Annotated in this window: 23 protein-coding genes; 10 read left to right on the forward strand and 13 right to left on the reverse strand. The window is 38.1% G+C overall.

What is annotated here, in order from left to right; genetic code table 11:
- Positions 1–35: 35 nt before the first annotated feature.
- Positions 36–890, reverse strand: coding sequence for a helix-turn-helix transcriptional regulator (locus PR683_RS04030; protein WP_004910830.1), 855 nt, complete (start codon positions 888–890; stop codon positions 36–38).
- A 485-nt stretch (positions 891–1,375) separates the two neighbouring features.
- On the opposite strand from PR683_RS04030, the gene leuE reads away from it, so the two are divergent.
- Positions 1,376–2,017 (forward strand): leucine efflux protein LeuE, encoded by a 642-nt coding sequence (gene leuE / locus PR683_RS04035; RefSeq protein WP_272571232.1) that lies wholly within the window; start codon positions 1,376–1,378, stop codon positions 2,015–2,017.
- A 47-nt stretch (positions 2,018–2,064) separates the two neighbouring features.
- Here leuE and PR683_RS04040 read toward each other — a convergent pair whose 3' ends face one another.
- Together PR683_RS04040 and PR683_RS04045 are read right to left on the reverse strand one after the other, a co-directional pair.
- A complete protein-coding gene (locus tag PR683_RS04040) occupies positions 2,065–2,313 on the reverse strand; it encodes a GNAT family N-acetyltransferase (protein ID WP_181937003.1) in 249 nt (82 codons plus the stop codon).
- Positions 2,314–2,352: 39 nt separating this feature from the next.
- Positions 2,353–3,237 (reverse strand): DMT family transporter, encoded by an 885-nt coding sequence (locus tag PR683_RS04045; RefSeq protein ID WP_117161932.1) that lies wholly within the window; start codon positions 3,235–3,237, stop codon positions 2,353–2,355.
- 95 nt (positions 3,238–3,332) lie between these two features.
- Here PR683_RS04045 and PR683_RS04050 point away from each other — a divergent pair, with 95 nt between their 5' ends.
- The 3 genes from PR683_RS04050 (at position 3,333) to PR683_RS04060 (ending at position 5,668) form a co-directional block, all read left to right on the forward strand.
- Positions 3,333–4,673: an aminotransferase-like domain-containing protein gene (locus PR683_RS04050; RefSeq protein ID WP_272571230.1), complete on the forward strand. Its 1,341-nt coding sequence runs from the start codon at positions 3,333–3,335 to the stop codon at positions 4,671–4,673.
- A 78-nt stretch (positions 4,674–4,751) separates the two neighbouring features.
- Complete coding sequence (locus tag PR683_RS04055; protein WP_117161930.1) at positions 4,752–5,138, forward strand: cytidine deaminase family protein; 387 nt, start codon at positions 4,752–4,754, stop codon at positions 5,136–5,138.
- A gap of 56 nt (positions 5,139–5,194) precedes the next feature.
- Positions 5,195–5,668 carry an NUDIX hydrolase gene (locus tag PR683_RS04060; protein WP_272581681.1) on the forward strand — a complete coding sequence of 158 codons (474 nt, stop codon included), beginning with the start codon at positions 5,195–5,197 and terminating at the stop codon, positions 5,666–5,668.
- A gap of 41 nt (positions 5,669–5,709) precedes the next feature.
- Here PR683_RS04060 and PR683_RS04065 read toward each other — a convergent pair whose 3' ends face one another.
- On the reverse strand, positions 5,710–6,324 hold the full coding sequence (locus PR683_RS04065) for a LysE family translocator (RefSeq protein WP_109912203.1): 615 nt from the start codon (positions 6,322–6,324) through the stop codon (positions 5,710–5,712).
- A 151-nt stretch (positions 6,325–6,475) separates the two neighbouring features.
- Between PR683_RS04065 and PR683_RS04070 the strand changes: the two genes are divergently transcribed.
- Positions 6,476–7,360 (forward strand): LysR family transcriptional regulator, encoded by an 885-nt coding sequence (locus PR683_RS04070; protein WP_272581682.1) that lies wholly within the window; start codon positions 6,476–6,478, stop codon positions 7,358–7,360.
- A gap of 133 nt (positions 7,361–7,493) precedes the next feature.
- Complete coding sequence (gene ddlA / locus PR683_RS04075) at positions 7,494–8,597, forward strand: D-alanine--D-alanine ligase (protein ID WP_117161928.1); 1,104 nt, start codon at positions 7,494–7,496, stop codon at positions 8,595–8,597.
- 47 nt (positions 8,598–8,644) lie between these two features.
- Here the strand turns inward: ddlA and PR683_RS04080 are convergent, their stop codons facing one another.
- The 5 genes from PR683_RS04080 to PR683_RS04100 form a co-directional block, all read right to left on the reverse strand.
- Positions 8,645–9,196: an adenylate kinase gene (locus tag PR683_RS04080; RefSeq protein ID WP_109912206.1), complete on the reverse strand. Its 552-nt coding sequence runs from the start codon at positions 9,194–9,196 to the stop codon at positions 8,645–8,647.
- A 118-nt stretch (positions 9,197–9,314) separates the two neighbouring features.
- A complete protein-coding gene (locus PR683_RS04085) occupies positions 9,315–10,088 on the reverse strand; it encodes a GNAT family N-acetyltransferase (RefSeq protein WP_272571226.1) in 774 nt (257 codons plus the stop codon).
- A 3-nt stretch (positions 10,089–10,091) separates the two neighbouring features.
- Complete coding sequence (locus PR683_RS04090; protein ID WP_272571225.1) at positions 10,092–10,484, reverse strand: hypothetical protein; 393 nt, start codon at positions 10,482–10,484, stop codon at positions 10,092–10,094.
- Positions 10,485–10,812: 328 nt separating this feature from the next.
- On the reverse strand, positions 10,813–11,973 hold the full coding sequence (locus PR683_RS04095) for an MFS transporter (protein WP_196718393.1): 1,161 nt from the start codon (positions 11,971–11,973) through the stop codon (positions 10,813–10,815).
- A gap of 27 nt (positions 11,974–12,000) precedes the next feature.
- Positions 12,001–12,801: an inositol monophosphatase family protein gene (locus tag PR683_RS04100; RefSeq protein ID WP_272581683.1), complete on the reverse strand. Its 801-nt coding sequence runs from the start codon at positions 12,799–12,801 to the stop codon at positions 12,001–12,003.
- 88 nt (positions 12,802–12,889) lie between these two features.
- Here PR683_RS04100 and PR683_RS04105 point away from each other — a divergent pair, with 88 nt between their 5' ends.
- From PR683_RS04105 to PR683_RS04115, 3 genes are all read left to right on the forward strand, one after another.
- Entirely contained in the window at positions 12,890–13,660 is a 771-nt protein-coding gene (locus PR683_RS04105) for a DeoR/GlpR family DNA-binding transcription regulator (protein WP_164528839.1), read from the forward strand.
- Positions 13,661–13,771: 111 nt separating this feature from the next.
- On the forward strand, positions 13,772–14,692 hold the full coding sequence (locus tag PR683_RS04110) for an alpha/beta hydrolase family protein (RefSeq protein WP_196718391.1): 921 nt from the start codon (positions 13,772–13,774) through the stop codon (positions 14,690–14,692).
- A 1-nt stretch (position 14,693) separates the two neighbouring features.
- The gene (locus tag PR683_RS04115; RefSeq protein ID WP_209101501.1) at positions 14,694–15,293 is read left to right on the forward strand and encodes a LysE family translocator; all 600 of its coding nucleotides are present in this window, start codon (positions 14,694–14,696) and stop codon (positions 15,291–15,293) included.
- A gap of 40 nt (positions 15,294–15,333) precedes the next feature.
- Here the strand turns inward: PR683_RS04115 and PR683_RS04120 are convergent, their stop codons facing one another.
- Positions 15,334–16,116: a GNAT family N-acetyltransferase gene (locus PR683_RS04120; RefSeq protein ID WP_109912213.1), complete on the reverse strand. Its 783-nt coding sequence runs from the start codon at positions 16,114–16,116 to the stop codon at positions 15,334–15,336.
- 184 nt (positions 16,117–16,300) lie between these two features.
- On the opposite strand from PR683_RS04120, the gene yqfB reads away from it, so the two are divergent.
- Entirely contained in the window at positions 16,301–16,630 is a 330-nt protein-coding gene (yqfB, locus tag PR683_RS04125) for a N(4)-acetylcytidine aminohydrolase (RefSeq protein ID WP_004910859.1), read from the forward strand.
- Positions 16,631–16,937: 307 nt separating this feature from the next.
- On the opposite strand, the gene PR683_RS04130 is transcribed toward yqfB, so the two are convergent.
- The 3 genes from PR683_RS04130 to PR683_RS04140 form a co-directional block, all read right to left on the reverse strand.
- Positions 16,938–17,804: an SDR family oxidoreductase gene (locus PR683_RS04130; RefSeq protein WP_109912215.1), complete on the reverse strand. Its 867-nt coding sequence runs from the start codon at positions 17,802–17,804 to the stop codon at positions 16,938–16,940.
- Between the two features lie 28 nt (positions 17,805–17,832).
- Positions 17,833–18,354 (reverse strand): GNAT family N-acetyltransferase, encoded by a 522-nt coding sequence (locus tag PR683_RS04135; RefSeq protein WP_109912216.1) that lies wholly within the window; start codon positions 18,352–18,354, stop codon positions 17,833–17,835.
- 130 nt (positions 18,355–18,484) lie between these two features.
- Positions 18,485–19,474 (reverse strand): D-cysteine desulfhydrase, encoded by a 990-nt coding sequence (locus PR683_RS04140; protein ID WP_004910863.1) that lies wholly within the window; start codon positions 19,472–19,474, stop codon positions 18,485–18,487.
- Positions 19,475–19,476 lie beyond the last annotated feature (2 nt).

Genomic DNA, 19,476 nt, shown 5'->3' on the forward strand with positions numbered 1-19,476 from the left:
TGAACACTTTTATAATTTGATTGATTTTAAAGATATTAAATATTAGTAGATAGAATAAAATTGCTCTTTTCACCGATCCGATGCCGAATAAAATTCCCAGGGGTAACTCCAAGGGCCTGTTTAAAATGTCGAGTGAAATGACTTTGGTCGGAAAAACCGCATTGGTTTGAGACTTCTGCAGGCGTATTTCCTGCTAATAACAGTTTTTTTGCCTTGTGTAAGCGGGCTTGTACTAAGAATGCGTGTGGTGTAATCCCTGTATGCAATTTAAACTGTCGTAGAAAGTGCCATTGGCTAAAACCTGATATTTCGGCTAATTGGCTTAATGAATGTTCTTGTTCGCAGGTGTTGATGAGCAAGTCACAAATTTGTTCTATGCGTTGCTTTGCGGGTGTTATTTCTGTTAATTCAATTTTAGTGCGGTTGTAACGTAAGGTTAGCCAACTTAAAGAGGATAACAACAAGGTTTCCTTGAAAAGGGTATTACCTGATTGAGGTAATAGATTAAACAATAAGCGGAGTTGGGCGCTAAGCCCTGCATCCTGTATCACTGCAATAGGAAACCAGGGTACCAGCCCTTGGTGCTCTGTTGTTAAACCGAGTGTGAGTTGGGTAAAAAGTTCTGGAGTAGGGTAAATAGCCTGATAAGACCAGCCATTTTCCATTGCTGATGAGCCAGTGTGAATTTCATCGGCATTAACTAAAATTATATCCCCTTTAGGCGCGTAGTGGTTTTCGCCAGTACGGAAAAATTGTTGTGCGCCTTCTTCGATAACACCAATGCAAAACCCTTCATGACTATGGCGAGAAAATTTTTGTTGATGATAACGGGCTTTGATCATTTCAAGGCCGTTGAGTTCCTCTAGATGAAAATAGTTAGCGCTTTCCATGGAATTCCTAAAATAATAATGATTAATAACTCAATATTTTTTAATAAAATGTTAAAAGAAAATAATCTTAGCTTGCTATTAAATGAGGTGTTTTAATTTTATACAGTTTTTATCCAACGTTACTTTTAAATAGCACCGACATTTATGTTATAACGTGAAACCTCACTCAAATCACTATTACTATTCCATTTGTTTTTGTGGTGTTAAATTCTTTGTTATTAACAAATACCGGTATTAATCACTGTATTGCTAGGTGTTTGTAGTCCGCTTCTGATTAAGTTGGTTTGCGTGGTTTATTGTTCTTGTTAGGTATGTTATTTCATTGCTATAAAACCAGATTATTTTAATTTATTGAAATTATATTTTATATTTGCATTATTCATTAGTGATATCTTTTATAGGGCGAATAAAGTCTGTATCATAATAAGTATAAAGAAATGATGTGAATTTTTTGTTATAACTTTTATTGAGTTAGCGGGTTTCCTATGCTTGAAAATCTCGGTATTACAAACTTATGGACTTATCTTATCGGTGTTATTTTTATTACATTGGTACCAGGCCCTAATTCTTTATTTGTTTTAACTAGCAGTGCGAAATATGGTGTGAAAAATGGTTATAAAGCAGCATTAGGTGTCTTTACAGGAGATGCTATGCTCATTTTTCTATCATTTTTAGGGGTTGCGTCTTTAGTAAAAACATCGCCTATCTTTTTTAGTGTTATAAAATACGCAGGGGCAGCATATTTATTTTATTTAGGGATTAAAACCTTATATAGCGTGTTACATAAGAAAGAAAATACAGGTGATGTTGATTCAATTATTTTAGAAACCAAGGGTACCTATAAAAAAGCCGTTTTTTTAAGTTTACTAAACCCTAAAATGATCATTTTTTATGTTTCATTTTTTATCCAATTCATTGACCCAGCTTATCCAAGCGCAGGTGTGCCATTTTTTATTCTTGGCGCCATTTTAGAAGTCTGTAGCATGATTTATTTATCACTATTGATTTTTGGCGCGGTTGCTGTAACGAATATGGTTAAACATAATAAAAAACTATCTAAATTTTCTAATAGCTGTATTGGCGCTGTATTCTTGATGTTTGGAGCAAAACTGGCACTAACCGCATAATAGTTTTATCAGAAATAGCCGGCCCATGCGCTGGCTATTTTTTACCACTAACGTTTCATTACGGTTACCCACTCACCATTCACTAGCCGCTGTTCAGCGTCTTCCCAGCCCATTTGGCGATATAGTGCTTGCATATCTGGCGTATATAAATACAAAGGGGCAATGTTGAATCTATGGTAATACTGGTAAAGTTGTTCAATCAGTTTTGTGCCAATTTTTCTCCCGCGAGCAGATGAGATCGTGAGAACTTCACCTAACCACCACTGAGCACCTGAAACGTCTGGAAGCTCATGCAAAATAATGCTTCGAATGCCCCATGTTTTTCAATAAGAAACTCACCCTGCAAATCTTTTGGATGCTGCAACACAAAAGATCACACCACAAGTTGAAATGACCATTAATGTATCTACAGTTTCGTGTAGTAGCCATGCTGACAACAACAAACCAATAAATGGCTGTAATAACTGTAACTGCCCTACACCAGCAATACCACCTTCAGCTAAGCCTCTATACCAAAAAAAGAAACCAATGAGCATGCTAAATAATGAAACATACAGTAAACCTCCCCATGCCTTGCTCGGCACTGCCATTACATTTCCCGGCCATAAGGTAATACACAGCACTAACATAATGGGCAAAGAGATAACTAATGCCCAACAAATCACTTGCCAGCTACCAAGGTGTTTTGACAGTACGGCACCTTCCGCATAACTCAGGCCACATAACAAGATAGCGATTATCATATAGAGGTCACCAAGCAAGCTGCTTTCTCCACCTTGAAATAATGCGAAGCCGATTACAAATAAACTTCCTATTACTGAAAACAACCAAAACATTTTGCGAGGGCGCTCGTGGGCACGCAAAACGGCAAAAAAAGCGGTTGCGAGTGGCAGTAAACCTATGAATACAATTGAGTGTGCGGAACTTACATACTGTAATGCCAAAGCGGTTAACAAAGGGAAACCAATAACTCCTCCCATAGAGACAATGACTAAAGGGAGAAAAGTGGCTTTACTAGGAAGTTTTTGGCGTAAAAACAGGAAAATAATTATAGAAATAATTCCTGCAATAGTAGCACGTGCAGCGGTTAAAAAATCTGGACTGAATCCTTCTATAGCCATTTTCGTTGCTGGTAAGGAGCCACTGAAAATAACGACACCAATAAAACCATACAACCAACCTCGTGTAGAAGAGGGTTGTGTTGATACTGTTTGTTCCATAATTTCCTCATTAAATGAATAGGTAAATATCTTGAGTTCGAGAAAATTAATGCAGATAATCATGACAATCAAAAAATTGTCATAGGTACAATCACATGGCTCAGGCACGTTACCAAAAATACGTCGATAAAATGGCAGGGCAGATTTCTCGTGGGGAGTTGAAGCCAGGAACTCGATTGATGACCCATCGAGCATTTGCTAAGCAGGAAGGTATTTCATTGGTGACAGCGTCACGAGTGTATCGTGAGCTTATTGAAAAAGGCTTAGTGAGTGGCGAAACGGGTAGAGGAACTTTTGTCAGGGATATTCATCTGCTACCCGCATTGAGCATTGAACAAGATGTAACACCCGAAATGCTAGATTTAAATTTTAGTTATCCAATTGCAAAAGAGCAAACAAAGTTATTACGAGACTCATTAAGGGAACTTTCTATCGGTGGTGATTTGGAGGGGATCTTATATTATCAGCAACATACAGGCCGTCATCATGAGCGAATTGTTGCGGCTAATTACCTAGCACAACAAGGTTTTTCCAACGTGTCACCTGATACTATTTCTTTTGTAAGCGGTGCACAGCATGGCCTAGCGACTATTATCTTAGGGATGTTTAGCCCTGGAGATTCGATAGCTGTCGATGCGCTTACTTACCCAGGCTTTAAAGCATTAGCTAAAACATATCATATTGAATTAATTTCAATACCGGTATTAGAGGGGGGGCCTGACTTAGCTGCTTTAGAGCAACTGTGCTTGCAAAGAAAAATTCGTGGTTATTATACAATGCCTACAGTGCATAACCCTTTGGGATGGGTTATGCCTTTATCAGCACGTAAGGCTTTGGTAACAATAGCAAAAAAATATGATTTATTACTGATTGAAGATGGCGCGTATGCGTTTTTGCAACGACCACTGGCAATTCCATTAGCTGTGTTGGCACCAGAAAGAACGTTTTATATCGCGGGATTTTCAAAAAATATTGCTACAGGCTTGCGTGTTGGTATCGTTTTAGCGCCACAACAATACATATCCAACATCGAAAAAGTGATACGTATAACGACGTGGAATACGCCAGCATTAACCACGGCAATTATTTGCGATTGGATAATAAAAGGGGAAGTTGCCAAAATTGAGCGAAACAAAAGGCAAGATGCGAGAAATAGACAAAAAATCGCTGAGCGAATTTTCACGGATCTCCCTTATATAGCCCATCCTAACAGTTATTTTCTTTGGCTACCGTTGCCTGAAGGCGTCCGTTCAGAGCCGGTGATTAGCGAATTGGCTAAACATCATATTGCTGTGAGTAGTGCTAGCTCTTACTCGACAGCAGTCGCCGTTCCTCAAGCTATTCGTGTCGCCATTAGTACCGTTTCTGATGAGGAGCTTGAAAGCGCGTTGAAAACAATAAAATCAGTCATTCTTTATATGGTGGACTTAGAATAAAGCACAAAAAAATTGATATTATTATATCTAGTTAACGTCTAATACGAACATATCAATAGAATAGTTAACGGAGAAGTAATGTTAAAACACTTAATTGAAGTAGCAAAGAAATATGCTAAACCTGCAACCTTTAATGGTTATGTAGAAAGTGGTTATGTAGCTTCTGCATTAGAAACAGAAGATGGCGAGATTTATAGTGGTATCAGTATTGATTCTGCCTGTTCACTTGGCTTTTGTGCGGAACATGCTGCAGTTGCGGATATGCTTAAAAATGGTAAATCAGTCATTAAAGCTATTGTCGCTGTTGATGCTTCAGGCTGTATTGTTCCGCCATGTGGGCGCTGCCGGGAATTGCTAAGCCAGCTGTCGGATAAAAACCAGTCAACAGTCGTTGCAGTCAATGAAAACACGCGGGTGACATTAGCAGAGTTAATGCCTTATGACTGGAAGGCCGCAAGGTGTTAGGCTCGAAATAAAAATACAATGTAGAAATAGTAAAATAGAAAAAGGGCAGTGACAGGATGAACGGGGAAGTTAAACATTTTACGGCAACAGCAATGATCCGTAATGAGTATGGTGAATTTTTATTACACGAGCATCAAAAGCTTGGTTTTTGGTTACCGCCAGGTGGCCACATCGAAGCGAATGAAGAACCTCAGCATGCTGTTTTTCGAGAAGTTCTTGAGGAAACTGGGTTAGAGTGCCAAGTAGTCAGTTGTGGTTTCCCGTTTGCATCACAAATCCATGATTCATCCCATACACAAGTACTGCCGTTGCCTATCGCTATCTTGAAAGAGTTTATTGTCGATAAAAAGAAAGGTAACCATTGGCATATTGATATGATTTATTTATGTGAGTTATTGCCTTCATCACAACCGCCTTTTGCACCATTTGAATGGGTGCCATTTGAGGCGCTCGCCAAACTCAATATTCCAGCCGACGTGATTGAGTTGGCGAAAGTGGTCAATGAATATTATCGGTTGCAGGGTAAATAGTTATCATGAATGTGGACATGGGTAGGAATGTAAGTACAAGATTAATTTATATTAAAGAATAATAAAGATAGTCCCAATAGAATGAGTAGTGCACCAATTGTTCTATCCATAATAAATTGGTAGTTAAGAATTTTGTTTCGTACTACGGGTGTCGCAAAGAAAATAGCAATTAGACTAAACCAAAGCCAATGAGCGAAAGAAATAAATAGGCCATAACTTAAATTTAACCAAATTGAGTTCTGTGTACTGATAACTTGGCTGTACACAGAAACTACAAAAAACATGGTTTTTGGGTTTAAAGCATTCGTCAAAAAACCATTTTTAAAAGCGTTTAAGGCAGATAATGGCCTTGATACTGCGTTATTTGAGGATATTTTTACTTTATTTGTTAATGATTTAAATCCGATATACACCAAGTAAATTACACCAATAAGTTTAACTATTAAGAATAATGTTGGTGAATTCATGATGACCAGCGTGATACCAAAAACGGTATAGAACACATGAACCTGTACCCCAATAGCGATACCTAGCGCACACAATAAGCCTGTTTTAATGCCATAGGTATAACTATTGCGAGTTACCATAGCGAAGTCAGGCCCTGGACTAATTACGGCTAAAATGGTGATGGTCGCAACTGCAATAACTTCATTCATATTAATTTCCTGAAAGGTAATAGAAACAGACTAAAAATGTATTTACTTTGAAATAATTTGTTTATTTATTGTTTTTATTATCAATGGATTGAATAAAACTAAAAAGCGATTTATCCTGACGCAAATCTGTCAGTTTTTGTTACCTATATATATGAAACTACCACCGTTAACATCATTACGTTTTTTTGATACTGCTGCGAAAGCAGGCAGTTTTGTGAAGGCAGCAAAAGAGCTAAATGTGACTCATAGTGCGATTAGCCGACAAATTCGTTTATTAGAAGAATATCTTGGTGTTGAGTTATTCGAACGAAGGAACCGAGCTGTTTTTTTAACGGCTAACGGGCAAATATTGTTACAAACAACTAGTTCGATATTTGAACAGCTTAAAGACGGTGTTGAAAAGATAAAAAGTAGCACGTTTCCTAATGTTGTTAGCTTGTCTTGTGAACCAACAATTGCAATGAAGTGGTTAATTCCTCGACTTACGCATTTTTATCAACAATATCATCATATTACGGTACATCTAGTTGCCGCAGGTGGTGTTATTGATTTTACAAAAGCGAACGTTGATTTAGCATTGAGGCGTAATGATTTTAAATGGAATGACAATCTTTTTGCAGTAAAAGTTTGTTCAGAACGCATGGGGGTTGTGGTTCGGCCTGGACTTGATCTTAAGAAAAACTTTGCTCATATACCACAACTGTCGACGACATCTAGACCCAATGCATGGACAACTTGGCAGAATATAAAAAAAGTTACTCTTCCAAATAGTAAAACTATTACATATGAGCACTTTTACTTGTGCATTCAAGCTGCATTGGCGGGGCAAGGAGCAGCGCTTGCATCATTTTTGATGGTTGCGGATGAAGTACAATCAAAGCAATTAGCCGCACCATATGGTTTCATTGAAGATAGTTCTGCGTATTATTTATTGTCATCGAAACCTATTGAAAAGGGCAGTGCAGCAGCTATTTTTACCCAGTGGCTAATAGAGCAGGTGAATATCAGTATTGAAACCCTGATTGACGGAAGATAATTACCTATCAAAAAAAGAAGGTTTGATTATAAAGCCAGCGAACCCTAATGAAAAATAAATAATTTATGTCATAACCATTTCTTTGCGTGCTATATTTCTCTGCTAGGTTTGGTGTTTTATGTCGGAGCAAATAATGAGCAAGATACGAGTAGGTGTTATTTTTGGTGGTCGATCAACAGAACATGAAGTTTCGCTACAGTCCGCTAAAAATATTATCAATGGATTAGATCGCAATAAATTTGATGTATGCCTTTTGGGAATCAATAAAGAAGGGCAATGGCATGAATATAACGAATCTGATTATTTATTGCATGGTGATGACCCGTCTCGTATTGCCTTGAATACACCAAAACGTAGCATTGCACTTGTTCCGGGAAAAACGCGAGAACAATTTATTTCGCTTGAAGATACGAAGCCATTGCCGCAAATTGATGTTATTTTCCCTATTGTTCACGGTAACTTAGGTGAAGACGGTTCACTGCAAGGCTTATTGCGTATGGCGAATTTACCGTTTGTCGGGCCGGGGGTTTTAGGTTCGTCGGCCTGTATGGATAAAGACGTTACCAAAAGATTACTTAGAGACGCAGGCTTAAATATCGCCCCGTTTATTACGGTGTTTAAAAATGAACGCGCAACAACGAAATATGAAGCCACTGTGGCACAATTAGGTTTACCGTTATTTATTAAGCCGGCAAATCAAGGTTCATCTGTTGGGATCAGCAAAGTCAGCACTGAATCAGAATTTGACTCGGCACTGGATTTTGCCTTTTTATTTGATACGAAAGTCCTTATTGAAAGCGCAGTAAAAGGGCGTGAAATTGAGTGCGCAGTATTAGGTAATGAAGCGCCTCTTGCCAGTCCTTGTGGTGAAATCGTGTTGCACGATAGTTTTTATGCATACCATACCAAATATATTGATGAGAATGGCGCATCTGTCGTTGCTCCTGCACAATTAGATGAGGCGGTGAGTGATAAAATTCGTGAGATTGCCTTATCCGCATACCGCGCATTAAATTGCTATGGAATGTCCCGTGTGGATGTTTTCTTAACAGAAAATAATGACGTTGTTATCAATGAAATCAACACATTGCCTGGTTTTACGAATATCAGTATGTACCCTAAACTATGGCAGCAAGGCGGTATGACCTATCAGCAATTAATTAGCCGCTTAATTGAGTTAGGAATTGAAAAATTTCAACAAACGGCGATGTTGAAAACGGCATGTAATGAGCTTTAATCGCTGAGATAATACTATCTCGGTAGTTTTTATGACTACCGAGATGTTTATTTACTCTGAACTTGAGCCTTCATCTGTTGTAAAAATAAGTTTGTTTCTTTTGGTGAGGTGAGCCGAACAAACTGAATATGGCGTAAATTGAAATTTACCATATGACTTAGGTTTCTTTTCTTATTTGGATAGTAAGTCTTTAGCAGCCACAAAATTATCGAATCGCGACTGAAAAAGGCATTTTTCCAACGTTCTTTATTGCCTGTATTTTCCCACAGCTCTTGTCCAGAACGAATGCGCGCTAATGTGCGCGTAATCGACTGATAAAGGGTTCGAGGCAAGGAGTAATCCAACCAAACCACCATGTCGACTTCTTTCCATTTAATGGGTTGAGTCCGTGTATAGTTGCCATCAAGAATCCATCCAGATACCGCTTTATCTAATGTAGCGGCGAGTTTCTGGTTAAGCTCATCATCCGAAGAACCTTGCCAATTTGCTAGCCAATATAAGCTATCTAACTCAATAGAAGGGACATTTAATAACAAAGAAAGTTGCTGGCAAAGGGTACTTTTACCGCTGCCACTAGTGCCAATAATATTAATTTTCATATGTAAACATCAGACAATTTTGTCACTAGGGTTGATCTGGAAATGACTGAATTTGGAACCATTGTATGAACAATGATCCCAGATTAGATGCCTCTACAAATAACACTATTGCTTTAAATTATTTGCACCAGACATAATTGATGTAGCGAAATAATGGCACAAAACCAAATTTTTTATACAGGTCAAATCCTGCTTCTGAAGCATCAAGGAAACAGTGCTCTACACCTTGCTGGCGGCAAAATGCTAAAGCATAATCAATGAGTTGTGATGCATAGCCATTACCTTGATGGCTTGGCTCAGTACCAATATCATCAAAACGGGCTAACGTTTCTTCAATTGTTACGGTCATTGAGGTCGCTGGCTCTCCGTTGACGAGCAACACAAGGTGAAATTGTGGTGCGCCTTGTTGCAAAGCATCCTCATGATAACGCACATATTCTTTAATAACCTGGTCGTGCTCTTCAGATAGATAAAATGCGGAAACAAGTGGCTTAGCCCACAAAGACAAATCGTGATTCGCTAAGACGATATCGACTTGGTTATCAGGCAGTTCAACCTCATTTTGTTTTGCTAAGGTCAACGCCATTGCGGTAGTGACGCTGTCACGTTTGTAACCTAGTGACTCAGCCTCAGTTACCACCTGTTGGAGCATCTCTTCGGGGATCACTAAAGTATGGTTTTTCTTCTGTGAAACAAACAGGTTGTGAGCCTGCATAAAGGCGTGACTGGTCGAGTCAGGCTGCAAATAAATGAAGTTAAACGCCGGCGAATTAAGGGGCGTTAAATAGCAAATTGTGTGTTGTGCAATCTGGATACTATGTTCACAAATAGATGTCCAAAATGTTTTTTCAATCGATTGATAATGTCTTAAATAGTACAACGGAATATTCATTTGTCAGTTACCTGATACAAAACGAGTTAATCGATATGGGCCTAATGCGGCTTGTTCTATTCCATGCAAGATTTCATCTTGAGCCAATTGGCATATCAAAGGCGCTAGCGTAATCGCAGCGTGCATACTGATAATATATAAACCTTCAAAATCAGCAACTTTTCCGACAATTGGCATCTCATCTTTAGGCATAGGTCGCATTCCTATGAAAGCGTTTTCAAGATTTAACGTGTTACTACCTATAAATGAATTTTTAATCGTTGTAAGGGCGTTTTGTGCGATAGCCACTGCACTGTGCTCGGGCTTTTCGCTAATATAATCTTCAGCACAGAGTATTTTACCTGAACCTGCTGGTTGTAGCTCCATTTGTGGTGTTGAAATGATATGTTGAACCAATGTTTGTTCGATAGAATCATTGATGTGCGCAATGATAGAGGGAGAGGAGCTAACAGGTAATTCAACATTAAGCGATTACATAAGCGCAGCCGCGCCAACACCAATAATGATAATCTTTTTTTTTTATGAGTAGGGTTCATTTAGCCTCAGTATATATGGAAGTCACTAGCAGAAAAATCAGATGGAATTTTAATAGTTTAATGAATAATTATATATATGAAATCTATAAATAGAGCACGATTGTTCCCATTTTTATCAGATATGAACAATTGATGAGAGAAAACGGAGTGTAAGGCTACAATGCAGTAGCCTTAAGAGATTCAAAAAATTACACACGGATAAAACGAGTTACAAAAGCAATAATAACTAATAATGCAGAAATTAATAATAATGCAGTTGCCAAGGACAATTGAAAAGCAACAAAACCAATAGCTGCAGGTCCAGCCAAAATACCTAAATAGCCTAAAGTTGAAATTGCAGGTACGGCAAGAGCCTCTGGCATCGTTTTTTGCTTCCCTACAGCAGAAAACATCACCGGTACTATATTAGATGAACCCGCACCGACTAATGCAAAACCTATGATGGCAAATATGAGATGAGGAGATAAAACAGCAATAACAAAACCAAGGCAAGCGAGCAAAGCACCTAAAAATACGATACGAGCAGAACCAACTCGCATAACAATTTTGTCGCCCAGTAATCGGCCAATAGTCATGGTTGTGGCGAAAGCCGCAAAACCTAAACCGCCTAAAGTTTCTTTTAATCCATGGTGTTCAATTAGAAATACAGCTCCCCAGTCAAGAACTGCGCCTTCAGCAAGAAAAACGGCAAAACAGACAATCCCAATAACTAAAACAATGCCTTTCGGGATAGCGATAAGGGGGCCAGTTGGGGCGTTAGCGTAGGGGATTAAACCGTTATAGCAAGCCGCTAATAGAACCACCGCAACAATTGAAATAATCATTGATGCCATTGTCGCGGAAACGCCAAGTAGCAAGATCAAACTCATGATACCTGCACCTGCTATACCCCCGACACTATAAAAACCGTGAAAACCAGACATAATTGGCTTGTCGGATGACTTTTCAACAATAACAGCTTGAATGTTCATCGCGCAATCTGTTAAGCCAATGAAAATTCCAAAAAATAATAAGGCAACGATGATAAAGTTAACTTGCGATAAAGAAGATAAAATGGGGAACAACAAACAAAAGGCGATAGTGGAAAAAACCATTAAGCGGCGGCAGCCATACTTGGCCGCTAATGCTCCGGTCACCGGCATAGCAATAAGTGCCCCTCCACCGAAACATAATAATAGCATGCCAAGGGTGGCATCATTTGCTCCTGTGTTAAGTTTGACATAAGGAACAATGGCTGCCCAGGCCGCGGTAACAAAACCAGCAATAAAAAAAATAATTCGAGTAGAAATTTGCTCCCTTTTAGCGGGTATTAAGGAAACATGGCTATTAACTTGTTGAGTAGATTGCATTTTATAGGGCTTCTTAAAAAGATAAAATTAACTACCTGTATTTAAGATAGTCAGAATTTGTTCATGAAGATATGGGCAACCCGTTGCTACAACGGCACCACCTGCTTCAGCTCGGCTGCCATCCAATGTAGTAACTATGCCACCAGCACGTTCTATAATAGGGATTAATGGAACAATATCATAAGGTTCCAGTGCGAATTCGACACAAATATCGATTCTACCCGCTGCTAGCATTGCCATTGCATAGCATTCTCCCCCATAGCGAGTCATTAATACTTGTTTCTCAAGCGCCATAAAATGAATGTCTGATCGTGCGGCAATAGGTTCAGGTGATGTGGTATGCAAGATGGCTTGTTCGAGTTTGACGTGTTTGCGAGTAGATAAGCGATATTGTCCGTGAGAGCTACTGGTCCAGCTTCCGTGTTGGTCTGCCCAAAAGCGTTCACCAATATAGGGTTGGCTCATCATCCCCATGACCGCTTTGCCATGCTCAGTTAGGCCTATCAGGTTTGCCCATAAAGGGAGTCCACAAAGGAAAGGGCGGGTTCCATCGATGGGGTCAAGTGCCCATTGAATGGGACCTGTACCCGTTATTCCATATTCTTCACCCATGATAGAATGCGTTGGATAATGTTTAGATATCAGTTCTCGCATGGCTTTTTCTGCGAGCTTATCCGCTTGAGTGACTGGATCGAAGCGATAGTTGGCTTTGAGTTTGTTTTCAATAACACTAAGTTCATTTGCTCGATAGTATTCAAGAGAAATTTTACCGGCAGTATTGGCAAGTTCATGTAAGAAAAAGCTATCTGGTAACTGAGAGTGTGTCATTTAGTTGTCCTCGAGTGCTTGAACAAGATAGTGTTTGACATCTTTTCTTGCTCGATTATGATTGCTAAAAAAGTTAATGAGGAAGTGTATGCTCGATTATGTCGCTTTTCCAGAACAAAGGCAAAATAAAATTCGCCAGTTACTACAAGATGAAGGGCGTGTGGTTTGCACGACGTTAGCCCGTGAAATGCAAGTATCAGAGCATACTATTCGCAGGGATTTAAATGAATTAGCACAAGAAGGCGTTTGTCGTCGAGTCCATGGCGGTGCGGTCAGTATGCTTGAGGAAAAGGGCACATTCGAGCAGAGAACGACACAAAACCAAGATGAAAAAATCAAAATAGCGAAGGCTTGCAATAAACTAGTCAAACAAAATACCTGTATTTTTATTGACTCAGGTTCAACTAACTTAGAAATCGCTCGTTATTTACCTTCAGAGCTATCGTTGACGGTTGTGACTCATTCTCCAGCAATAGCATTAGAACTAATGAAGAAGCCACTATGTGAAGTGATTTTAATTGGTGGAAAATTAAACCGTCAAGTTGGCGCGAGTATTGATATTTCTGCAGTGAATCAAATCAATCAAATCCATTTTGACCAATGCTTTATTGGTGGCTGTGCTTTAGATCCACAAATGGGGGTTTCGATATTTGATTATGAAGAATCTAAATTTAAGAAAATCCTTTTTGAACGCAGTAATCAAGTCATTATGGGGGTAACCGCAGACAAATTACCTGGAGTTGCGAGGTATAAGATTGCCAATTGTGAACAAATTTCAATCTTAGTTATGACAACAGAATTGAATAAACAAACGACTGACTTGTTTACTAATATGGCAATAAAGATTGCACAAGCATAGGCCACATGTCTAACTTTTATCTTGTATCATGAGGGCATTTTAGGTGCTATTTGTTATAAAAAAATCAATATAATATCTTCGAAAGGCCCTTATAGACATGATGAGTGCGCGATGAAATTAAAAATGACTACCTTGTTACTTTCACTTTATTCATTGGGTGTATTTGCTCAGGATTTATCTGTGAATATGCAAACCATGCACTTTGCAGGAAAAGAAATAAACTATTACTTAATCCAAAAACAAGCCGAAAAATCAAAGGATTTATTAGTTCTATTACAAGGCTCTGATTGTAAAAGCGTCATTAATAATCCAAACATGCTGAAAAATTTCGGTGTGGTATTTCCTGATAATGATATTTTATTAGTTGAAAAAACAGGGTTAAACAACCTAGTGGGGGCTAATGATGAAGAAGCTTCGGAAGAAGAGTGTCCTGTTGACTATATGTCGAAAGACTCGCCATTAGAACGCGCCAATAATTATGTAGCAGTATTACAACAATTAAAAAATGATTATCAACACATAGTGCTATTAGGCGGAAGTGAAGGTGCACTGGTAACTAATTTAATTGTTGCACAAGAAAATTTTATAACCGCATCCGTTGCATTGAATGTCGGCGGACAATATTTTATTAATGATGTTCTGTATAGTATTGAAAATAATACACCTAAAGAAGAAATTGCTAACTCAAAAGAAGGTTTTAAACAATTTGCAGAAGCGGTAAAACAAAAGCAATTAAATAACGACCAATTTGTCAGCGGCCATGGCCCGAAATGGTGGTATGAGATGCTCACCATTGACAATTTAAAACTTATCCAGTCAGTTAAAACTCCACATTTGGTGATACAAACGATGGCGGATACCAACGTGGATGCTCATGGTACAGACAATATGATGAAACAAATTCGTAATCCCCATGTCAGCTACCGAGCATATCAAGATTTAGACCATTTTTTTAAAGATAAAGATGGGCAGTTACATATTGAACAAATTGTGACAGATATTCAACATTGGTACCAAACGGTGACAAAATAAAGTGGATATACTCGGCTTTATCGTTATATTATTCCCCATTGTCGTGTCACCGGGAGCAAGCTTTGCGATTGCTTTAAATAGTGTGTTAAACCAAGGCATTAGAGGACTGTTTATACCTATTATTGGAACGGGATTAGGCATTTTAACTCATGGTTTTTTAGTTGGAATTGATTTAAGTAAAATACTGGTTTCTTACCAGTGGGTAATGAATTTAATTGGTATTTTAGGTACATTATATCTATTGTATCTTGCTATTTCATTGATCATTCCAGGAATTAATGCCAGTAAAAGAGAAAGCTCTCAAGAAATAAAAAAAATTACGGTCAAAGATGCTTATTTAGCTAATTTACTTAACCCAAAAGCGATTATTTTATATTTAGTCGTTGTTTCAAAATATGCAGGAGCTGACCCGTCACTTGCTAATTCTCTTGTATTATCACTTATCCATATTATCATGATGGCTTTATGGCTGCTGTTTTCTTGCTCCGCTTTAATTATTTCTTCTTCCTCCCTGAGCGCCTCAACATTACGAAAATACATTAATATTGGTGGTGGAGTGTTGCTATTAGCGATTACACTAGAGCCTTATTTTTTTAGGTAAAGTAAAATGCACCTTATTTATTAAGATGCATTTAATAAAATCATTCCGAAATATAGCTGTAGTAATTAAATATAGGTACAAAACCCAGTCTTTTGTAGATAGATAACCCTTCACTGGATGACTCTAATACACACTGTTTAGCCCCTTGTTGATGGCAAAGGTATAGCGCATGTTTAATAAGTGAAGTCGCGAGCCCTTTACCTTGGTATTGAATATCAGTACCAATATCATCAAGTCGAGCTGTTTCATTATTAAATGTCATAGTTAAGGTTGAGACTGGTTGCTGATCTGCAAATAAGACTAAATGCACCATATTAGTTTGTTTATCAAGTGCTCTTTGGTGATAACGAATATACTCGTCAGTAACAGTTGAGTCACTTTCATCTGTATCAGAATCGACAGGGAATGCTGTAATTAACGGCTGAGCCCAATCCTTGAGTTGATTATTGCTGAACACAACCTGAAAAGCCGCATTAAGCTGCGGTGGTGAATTGTACTGAGATAAAACGTCTTGCGGTAAAATCATTGCGGTTGATTCACCATCATAGATTAACCCCCGTGTTACTATTTCTGACTCAAATAGAGAACGTATTTGGCCATGAACAACAAGGACATAAGGCTTAGCTTGTTGTTTGAACAGCATTTCAGCCTTCTCGTAATCTGAAATGAGCGCACCTTGGTGGAGGTAAATATAATTAAATATAGGCAATGGTAGCTCAGAAAAGTAAGCACTAGTTTGGTTGCTGATTTTCACTACATTTGCACATATTGCAGACCAAAAATAGTGTTCTTGTTGATAGAACAAATTTTCATTGTTATCCATTATGTATACTCAATTTATAGTAGTAGATAATATTTTTATGGCTTGATTGTATCTAAAACGCAATGATCGCTATAGTATTCGTATAATTGAAAGCACGAAAAGAACCATTTTATTGCAATTTATTGGGTTTATAAGAAAATAGGTCTTCCTAGAAAAGACATTGCATAAAAATAAGAGAATTATTATGAATAACGCCCCAGACACGATAACCTTTTTTGAGCGTTTACTTCCACTGGTGGTTTCCGGTAAAAAAATTATCACTATCCGTGATAAAAGCGAGAGCGATTATGTTCCTGGGACTATTGTGAAGGTATACGCGCTGGAAACAGGTGAATATTATACTGATATTAAAATATTGTCGGTAGAGCCCATTTCTTATGATGACATTTCTGAATACCACGCTAAGCAAGAAGCCATGAGTCTAGAGACGTTGAAAGCGCTTATCAAAGAGATTTACCCAAACGAGCAATATTTATACGTAATCACTTACCAATTGCTGAATAGCACTGACTGATCACGAATATAGTTTTTTGACAATTTGTAAAAATGCCTTTGTTGCCGGTGATGCTTGGTTCTCGTTAATAACAGCAAAAGCAATACTACGCTTAACTGGTGGGCTAAGGGGGTTCACCATTAGTGGCTGCGGGTGCAGGGGTATTTATTGCACTAAATCCGCTGAGTGCGGTTATTGTGGGAACTCTATTTCTTAATGAGCTACTCAGTACAGTGACCTTTATCGGCGGAATATTAATTTTTGGAGAATACTTATTGCGAATAAAAAATAATATAAAAATAGGCCAAATTAGAGGCCTATTTTAAGTTTATTTGAATTTTTCTTGATGTTTTAAAATAAATTCTTTTAGTGATGTTGGCGCTTTACCCGTTATAGTTTGAAAATTATCAAAAATTATTCCTGAACGGTCTAATTCCCCATTGGTAAAAGCGACATAATGGTCATAGATACTTTTCATATAAGCGAGTTCTAAATTATTTTTAACGGCATGTTGCCAAAACTCATTGGGATTTTCTGCCTGATAGCTGAAAGGGATCCCCAATTGTTCTGTTAATAATTCAGCTATTTGTGTGTAGTTTTTGTCTTCATAACCAAGACGATAAATTTGGCTTGCATGCTGTTGCGGGTTAAGTAAGCAATAAGCCGCTAGTTCAGCAACATCGGCACAGTCTACCCAACTGAGTACTGCATTGCCAAAATAAGAGCGCAAGACACCTTTTTGTAAGTTTTCATCTCCTTGATAACCCAGTAAGTTTTGCATATAAGATTCGGGGCGAAGGTGAGTAAATTGTATTCCTGACCATTCAATATAGCGTTCAATAAGCTGGTGCCATGCCCAATGGGCCACTTGAGCGCTATCGTCCCCACAGGCACCTAAGTGCACGATATATTTCACGGCCGATTTTTTTGCAATATCAACGAAGACCTTACTTTGTACAAGCATATCAATGGTATAGCCCGTCATCATGAAAACGGAATCTATACCCTGTAAAGCGGTTTCAATAGTATCTGGCTTATCATAATCCATAACAACAGTTCGATAAGGTGTGTTTTTCAACTTAGCAGGATCTCTAACCGCTAAAACAATATCATGATAGCCTTTGTTCTGTAATGATTGGATAAGGTAATGACCAACCTGGCCTGTCGCACCAGTAATAAGAATTGTATTTTTCATGAATATCCTATAGTTACAATATATTCAGTTAAAGTGTTTTGCTCATAATATATTCAAGAGATTTCTGTGTTTCGCTTGTAAATAACATTTCTTTTAGAATATGCATATCGTTTGACTGATAAAATGCCATTGCTCGAGTGTTACTTGCGAGAACATCTAGCCATAGCAAAGAGTCACCTTGTTGTTTTGCGAGCGCTTCAATAAATTTAAATACGGTTTTTCCATAACCTTTACCTGTAGCGCCAGGAGAAAAGTAAAGCTTATTTAACAAAGTACCAACTAAATTAGTTTCAGGTATACAGGAGTGATAGGTTAGTTTTACTAAACCGATTGGGCTCCTATTTTCAATAACATACCAATCAATATGCTGTTGATTAAGGTCTTCAGTGATTTTAGTTGTGCTGTATTCTTGATTTAAATATGAGTTAAGTTCATTTTGGCTATTCCATAATGTAGCAAAATGATGCAAATAACTTTCCGTACCTATTTTATGTAGCAATAACGCGTCGTGTTTCGTTGCTTTTCTTAGTATATGGGGAACTTGGTTCATAAATGTTTTCTCCTGTGCTTTATCAGTGTATAGCAATCAATTGATAAATGTCATAGAAGAGGAAAAATAGAGCATTTTTGGTATTAGAGAGAAGATAAAAGGACTATTTAGCCCTTTTATCTGATGATGATTATTTAATTGTTTGGCTAATATCTGAGTAAGCAAATAACGCTTGGGCTCCACCTGTATGAACAAATAGAATGGGGGTTTTTTCTTCAGAGTTTTCTAAGTAGTCAATTAATCCAGCCATGGCTTTACCGGTATAAACTGGGTCTAATAAAATACCTTCTTGCCTCGCTAATAAATTGATTGCTGCGAGGCCTTTTTGGTTTGGCATTCCGTACATGGGGGTAAAGAAGTTATCCCATAGTTGTACTTTGGGTGTTTTAGTTAGATCCAGCCATTGAGCCAGTTCGGATTGCAATTTTTCAACTTTAGGGGCTTGGTCTTGTTGTTTTCTTGAAACGGTGACACCAATTACTTGGCTTTGTGGTAATAGTTCTTGCAAGCCAATGGCAAGCCCTGCATGCGTTCCAGCACTCCCGGAGGCAACAATAACTTTGTCAAATTCTATATGTTCTGGCTTCTGCTGAGCTATTTCAATAGCACATTGAATATAGCCTAAGGCACCTAATGCATTTGACCCTCCAACAGGGACAATATAGGCATCTTTAAGAGAAAGTGTTTTTATTAATTCTTCCAGTTGAGATTGCGGATCGGTTAGTTCGTCACACATAACACAACGAGTGGCAAATAAATCAGTTAATAATTTATTACCATTATGAAGAAAGTTAGGATTATCGCTTTGAATTGGATTTTCTAACAATGCAACGCATTCAAGCCCATGCATAGCGGCAACTGCGGCTGTTTGGCGGACATGGTTTGATTGAATTGCCCCCGCAGTAACAATAATTTTTGCTTTTTTGGCTAATGCATCAGCCATTAAAAATTCTAGTTTACGCAGTTTATTTCCCCCCATGGCAAGGGGAGTCATATCATCACGCTTTATATAAATCTCACGACCAAACTTACGCGATAAATTATTCAATCGATTAAGTGGAGTCGATGCGTTAAGTAAATCTATTTTTGCAAACTGTGCTAGTCGTTGTTGAAGAGACATCT

Source organism: Providencia sp. PROV269, from assembly GCF_028477785.1.
In the GTDB taxonomy this organism is placed as follows: Bacteria; Pseudomonadota; Gammaproteobacteria; order Enterobacterales; family Enterobacteriaceae; genus Providencia; species Providencia rettgeri.

What these genes read in the sequence shown, in the direction of transcription:
- PR683_RS04030 (WP_004910830.1), bottom strand. Translation starts at nt 890, where the DNA reads ATGGAAAGCGCTAACTATTTTCATCTAGAGGAACTCAACGGCCTTGAA.
- leuE (WP_272571232.1), top strand. Translation starts at nt 1,376, where the DNA reads ATGCTTGAAAATCTCGGTATTACAAACTTATGGACTTATCTTATCGGT.
- PR683_RS04045 (WP_117161932.1), bottom strand. Translation starts at nt 3,237, where the DNA reads ATGGAACAAACAGTATCAACACAACCCTCTTCTACACGAGGTTGGTTG.
- PR683_RS04050 (WP_272571230.1), top strand. Translation starts at nt 3,333, where the DNA reads ATGGCTCAGGCACGTTACCAAAAATACGTCGATAAAATGGCAGGGCAG.
- PR683_RS04055 (WP_117161930.1), top strand. Translation starts at nt 4,752, where the DNA reads ATGTTAAAACACTTAATTGAAGTAGCAAAGAAATATGCTAAACCTGCA.
- PR683_RS04060 (WP_272581681.1), top strand. Translation starts at nt 5,195, where the DNA reads ATGAACGGGGAAGTTAAACATTTTACGGCAACAGCAATGATCCGTAAT.
- PR683_RS04065 (WP_109912203.1), bottom strand. Translation starts at nt 6,324, where the DNA reads ATGAATGAAGTTATTGCAGTTGCGACCATCACCATTTTAGCCGTAATT.
- PR683_RS04070 (WP_272581682.1), top strand. Translation starts at nt 6,476, where the DNA reads ATGAAACTACCACCGTTAACATCATTACGTTTTTTTGATACTGCTGCG.
- ddlA (WP_117161928.1), top strand. Translation starts at nt 7,494, where the DNA reads ATGAGCAAGATACGAGTAGGTGTTATTTTTGGTGGTCGATCAACAGAA.
- PR683_RS04080 (WP_109912206.1), bottom strand. Translation starts at nt 9,196, where the DNA reads ATGAAAATTAATATTATTGGCACTAGTGGCAGCGGTAAAAGTACCCTT.
- PR683_RS04085 (WP_272571226.1), bottom strand. Translation starts at nt 10,088, where the DNA reads ATGAATATTCCGTTGTACTATTTAAGACATTATCAATCGATTGAAAAA.
- PR683_RS04095 (WP_196718393.1), bottom strand. Translation starts at nt 11,973, where the DNA reads ATGCAATCTACTCAACAAGTTAATAGCCATGTTTCCTTAATACCCGCT.
- PR683_RS04100 (WP_272581683.1), bottom strand. Translation starts at nt 12,801, where the DNA reads ATGACACACTCTCAGTTACCAGATAGCTTTTTCTTACATGAACTTGCC.
- PR683_RS04105 (WP_164528839.1), top strand. Translation starts at nt 12,890, where the DNA reads ATGCTCGATTATGTCGCTTTTCCAGAACAAAGGCAAAATAAAATTCGC.
- PR683_RS04110 (WP_196718391.1), top strand. Translation starts at nt 13,772, where the DNA reads ATGAAATTAAAAATGACTACCTTGTTACTTTCACTTTATTCATTGGGT.
- PR683_RS04120 (WP_109912213.1), bottom strand. Translation starts at nt 16,116, where the DNA reads ATGGATAACAATGAAAATTTGTTCTATCAACAAGAACACTATTTTTGG.
- yqfB (WP_004910859.1), top strand. Translation starts at nt 16,301, where the DNA reads ATGAATAACGCCCCAGACACGATAACCTTTTTTGAGCGTTTACTTCCA.
- PR683_RS04130 (WP_109912215.1), bottom strand. Translation starts at nt 17,804, where the DNA reads ATGAAAAATACAATTCTTATTACTGGTGCGACAGGCCAGGTTGGTCAT.
- PR683_RS04135 (WP_109912216.1), bottom strand. Translation starts at nt 18,354, where the DNA reads ATGAACCAAGTTCCCCATATACTAAGAAAAGCAACGAAACACGACGCG.
- PR683_RS04140 (WP_004910863.1), bottom strand. Translation starts at nt 19,474, where the DNA reads ATGTCTCTTCAACAACGACTAGCACAGTTTGCAAAAATAGATTTACTT.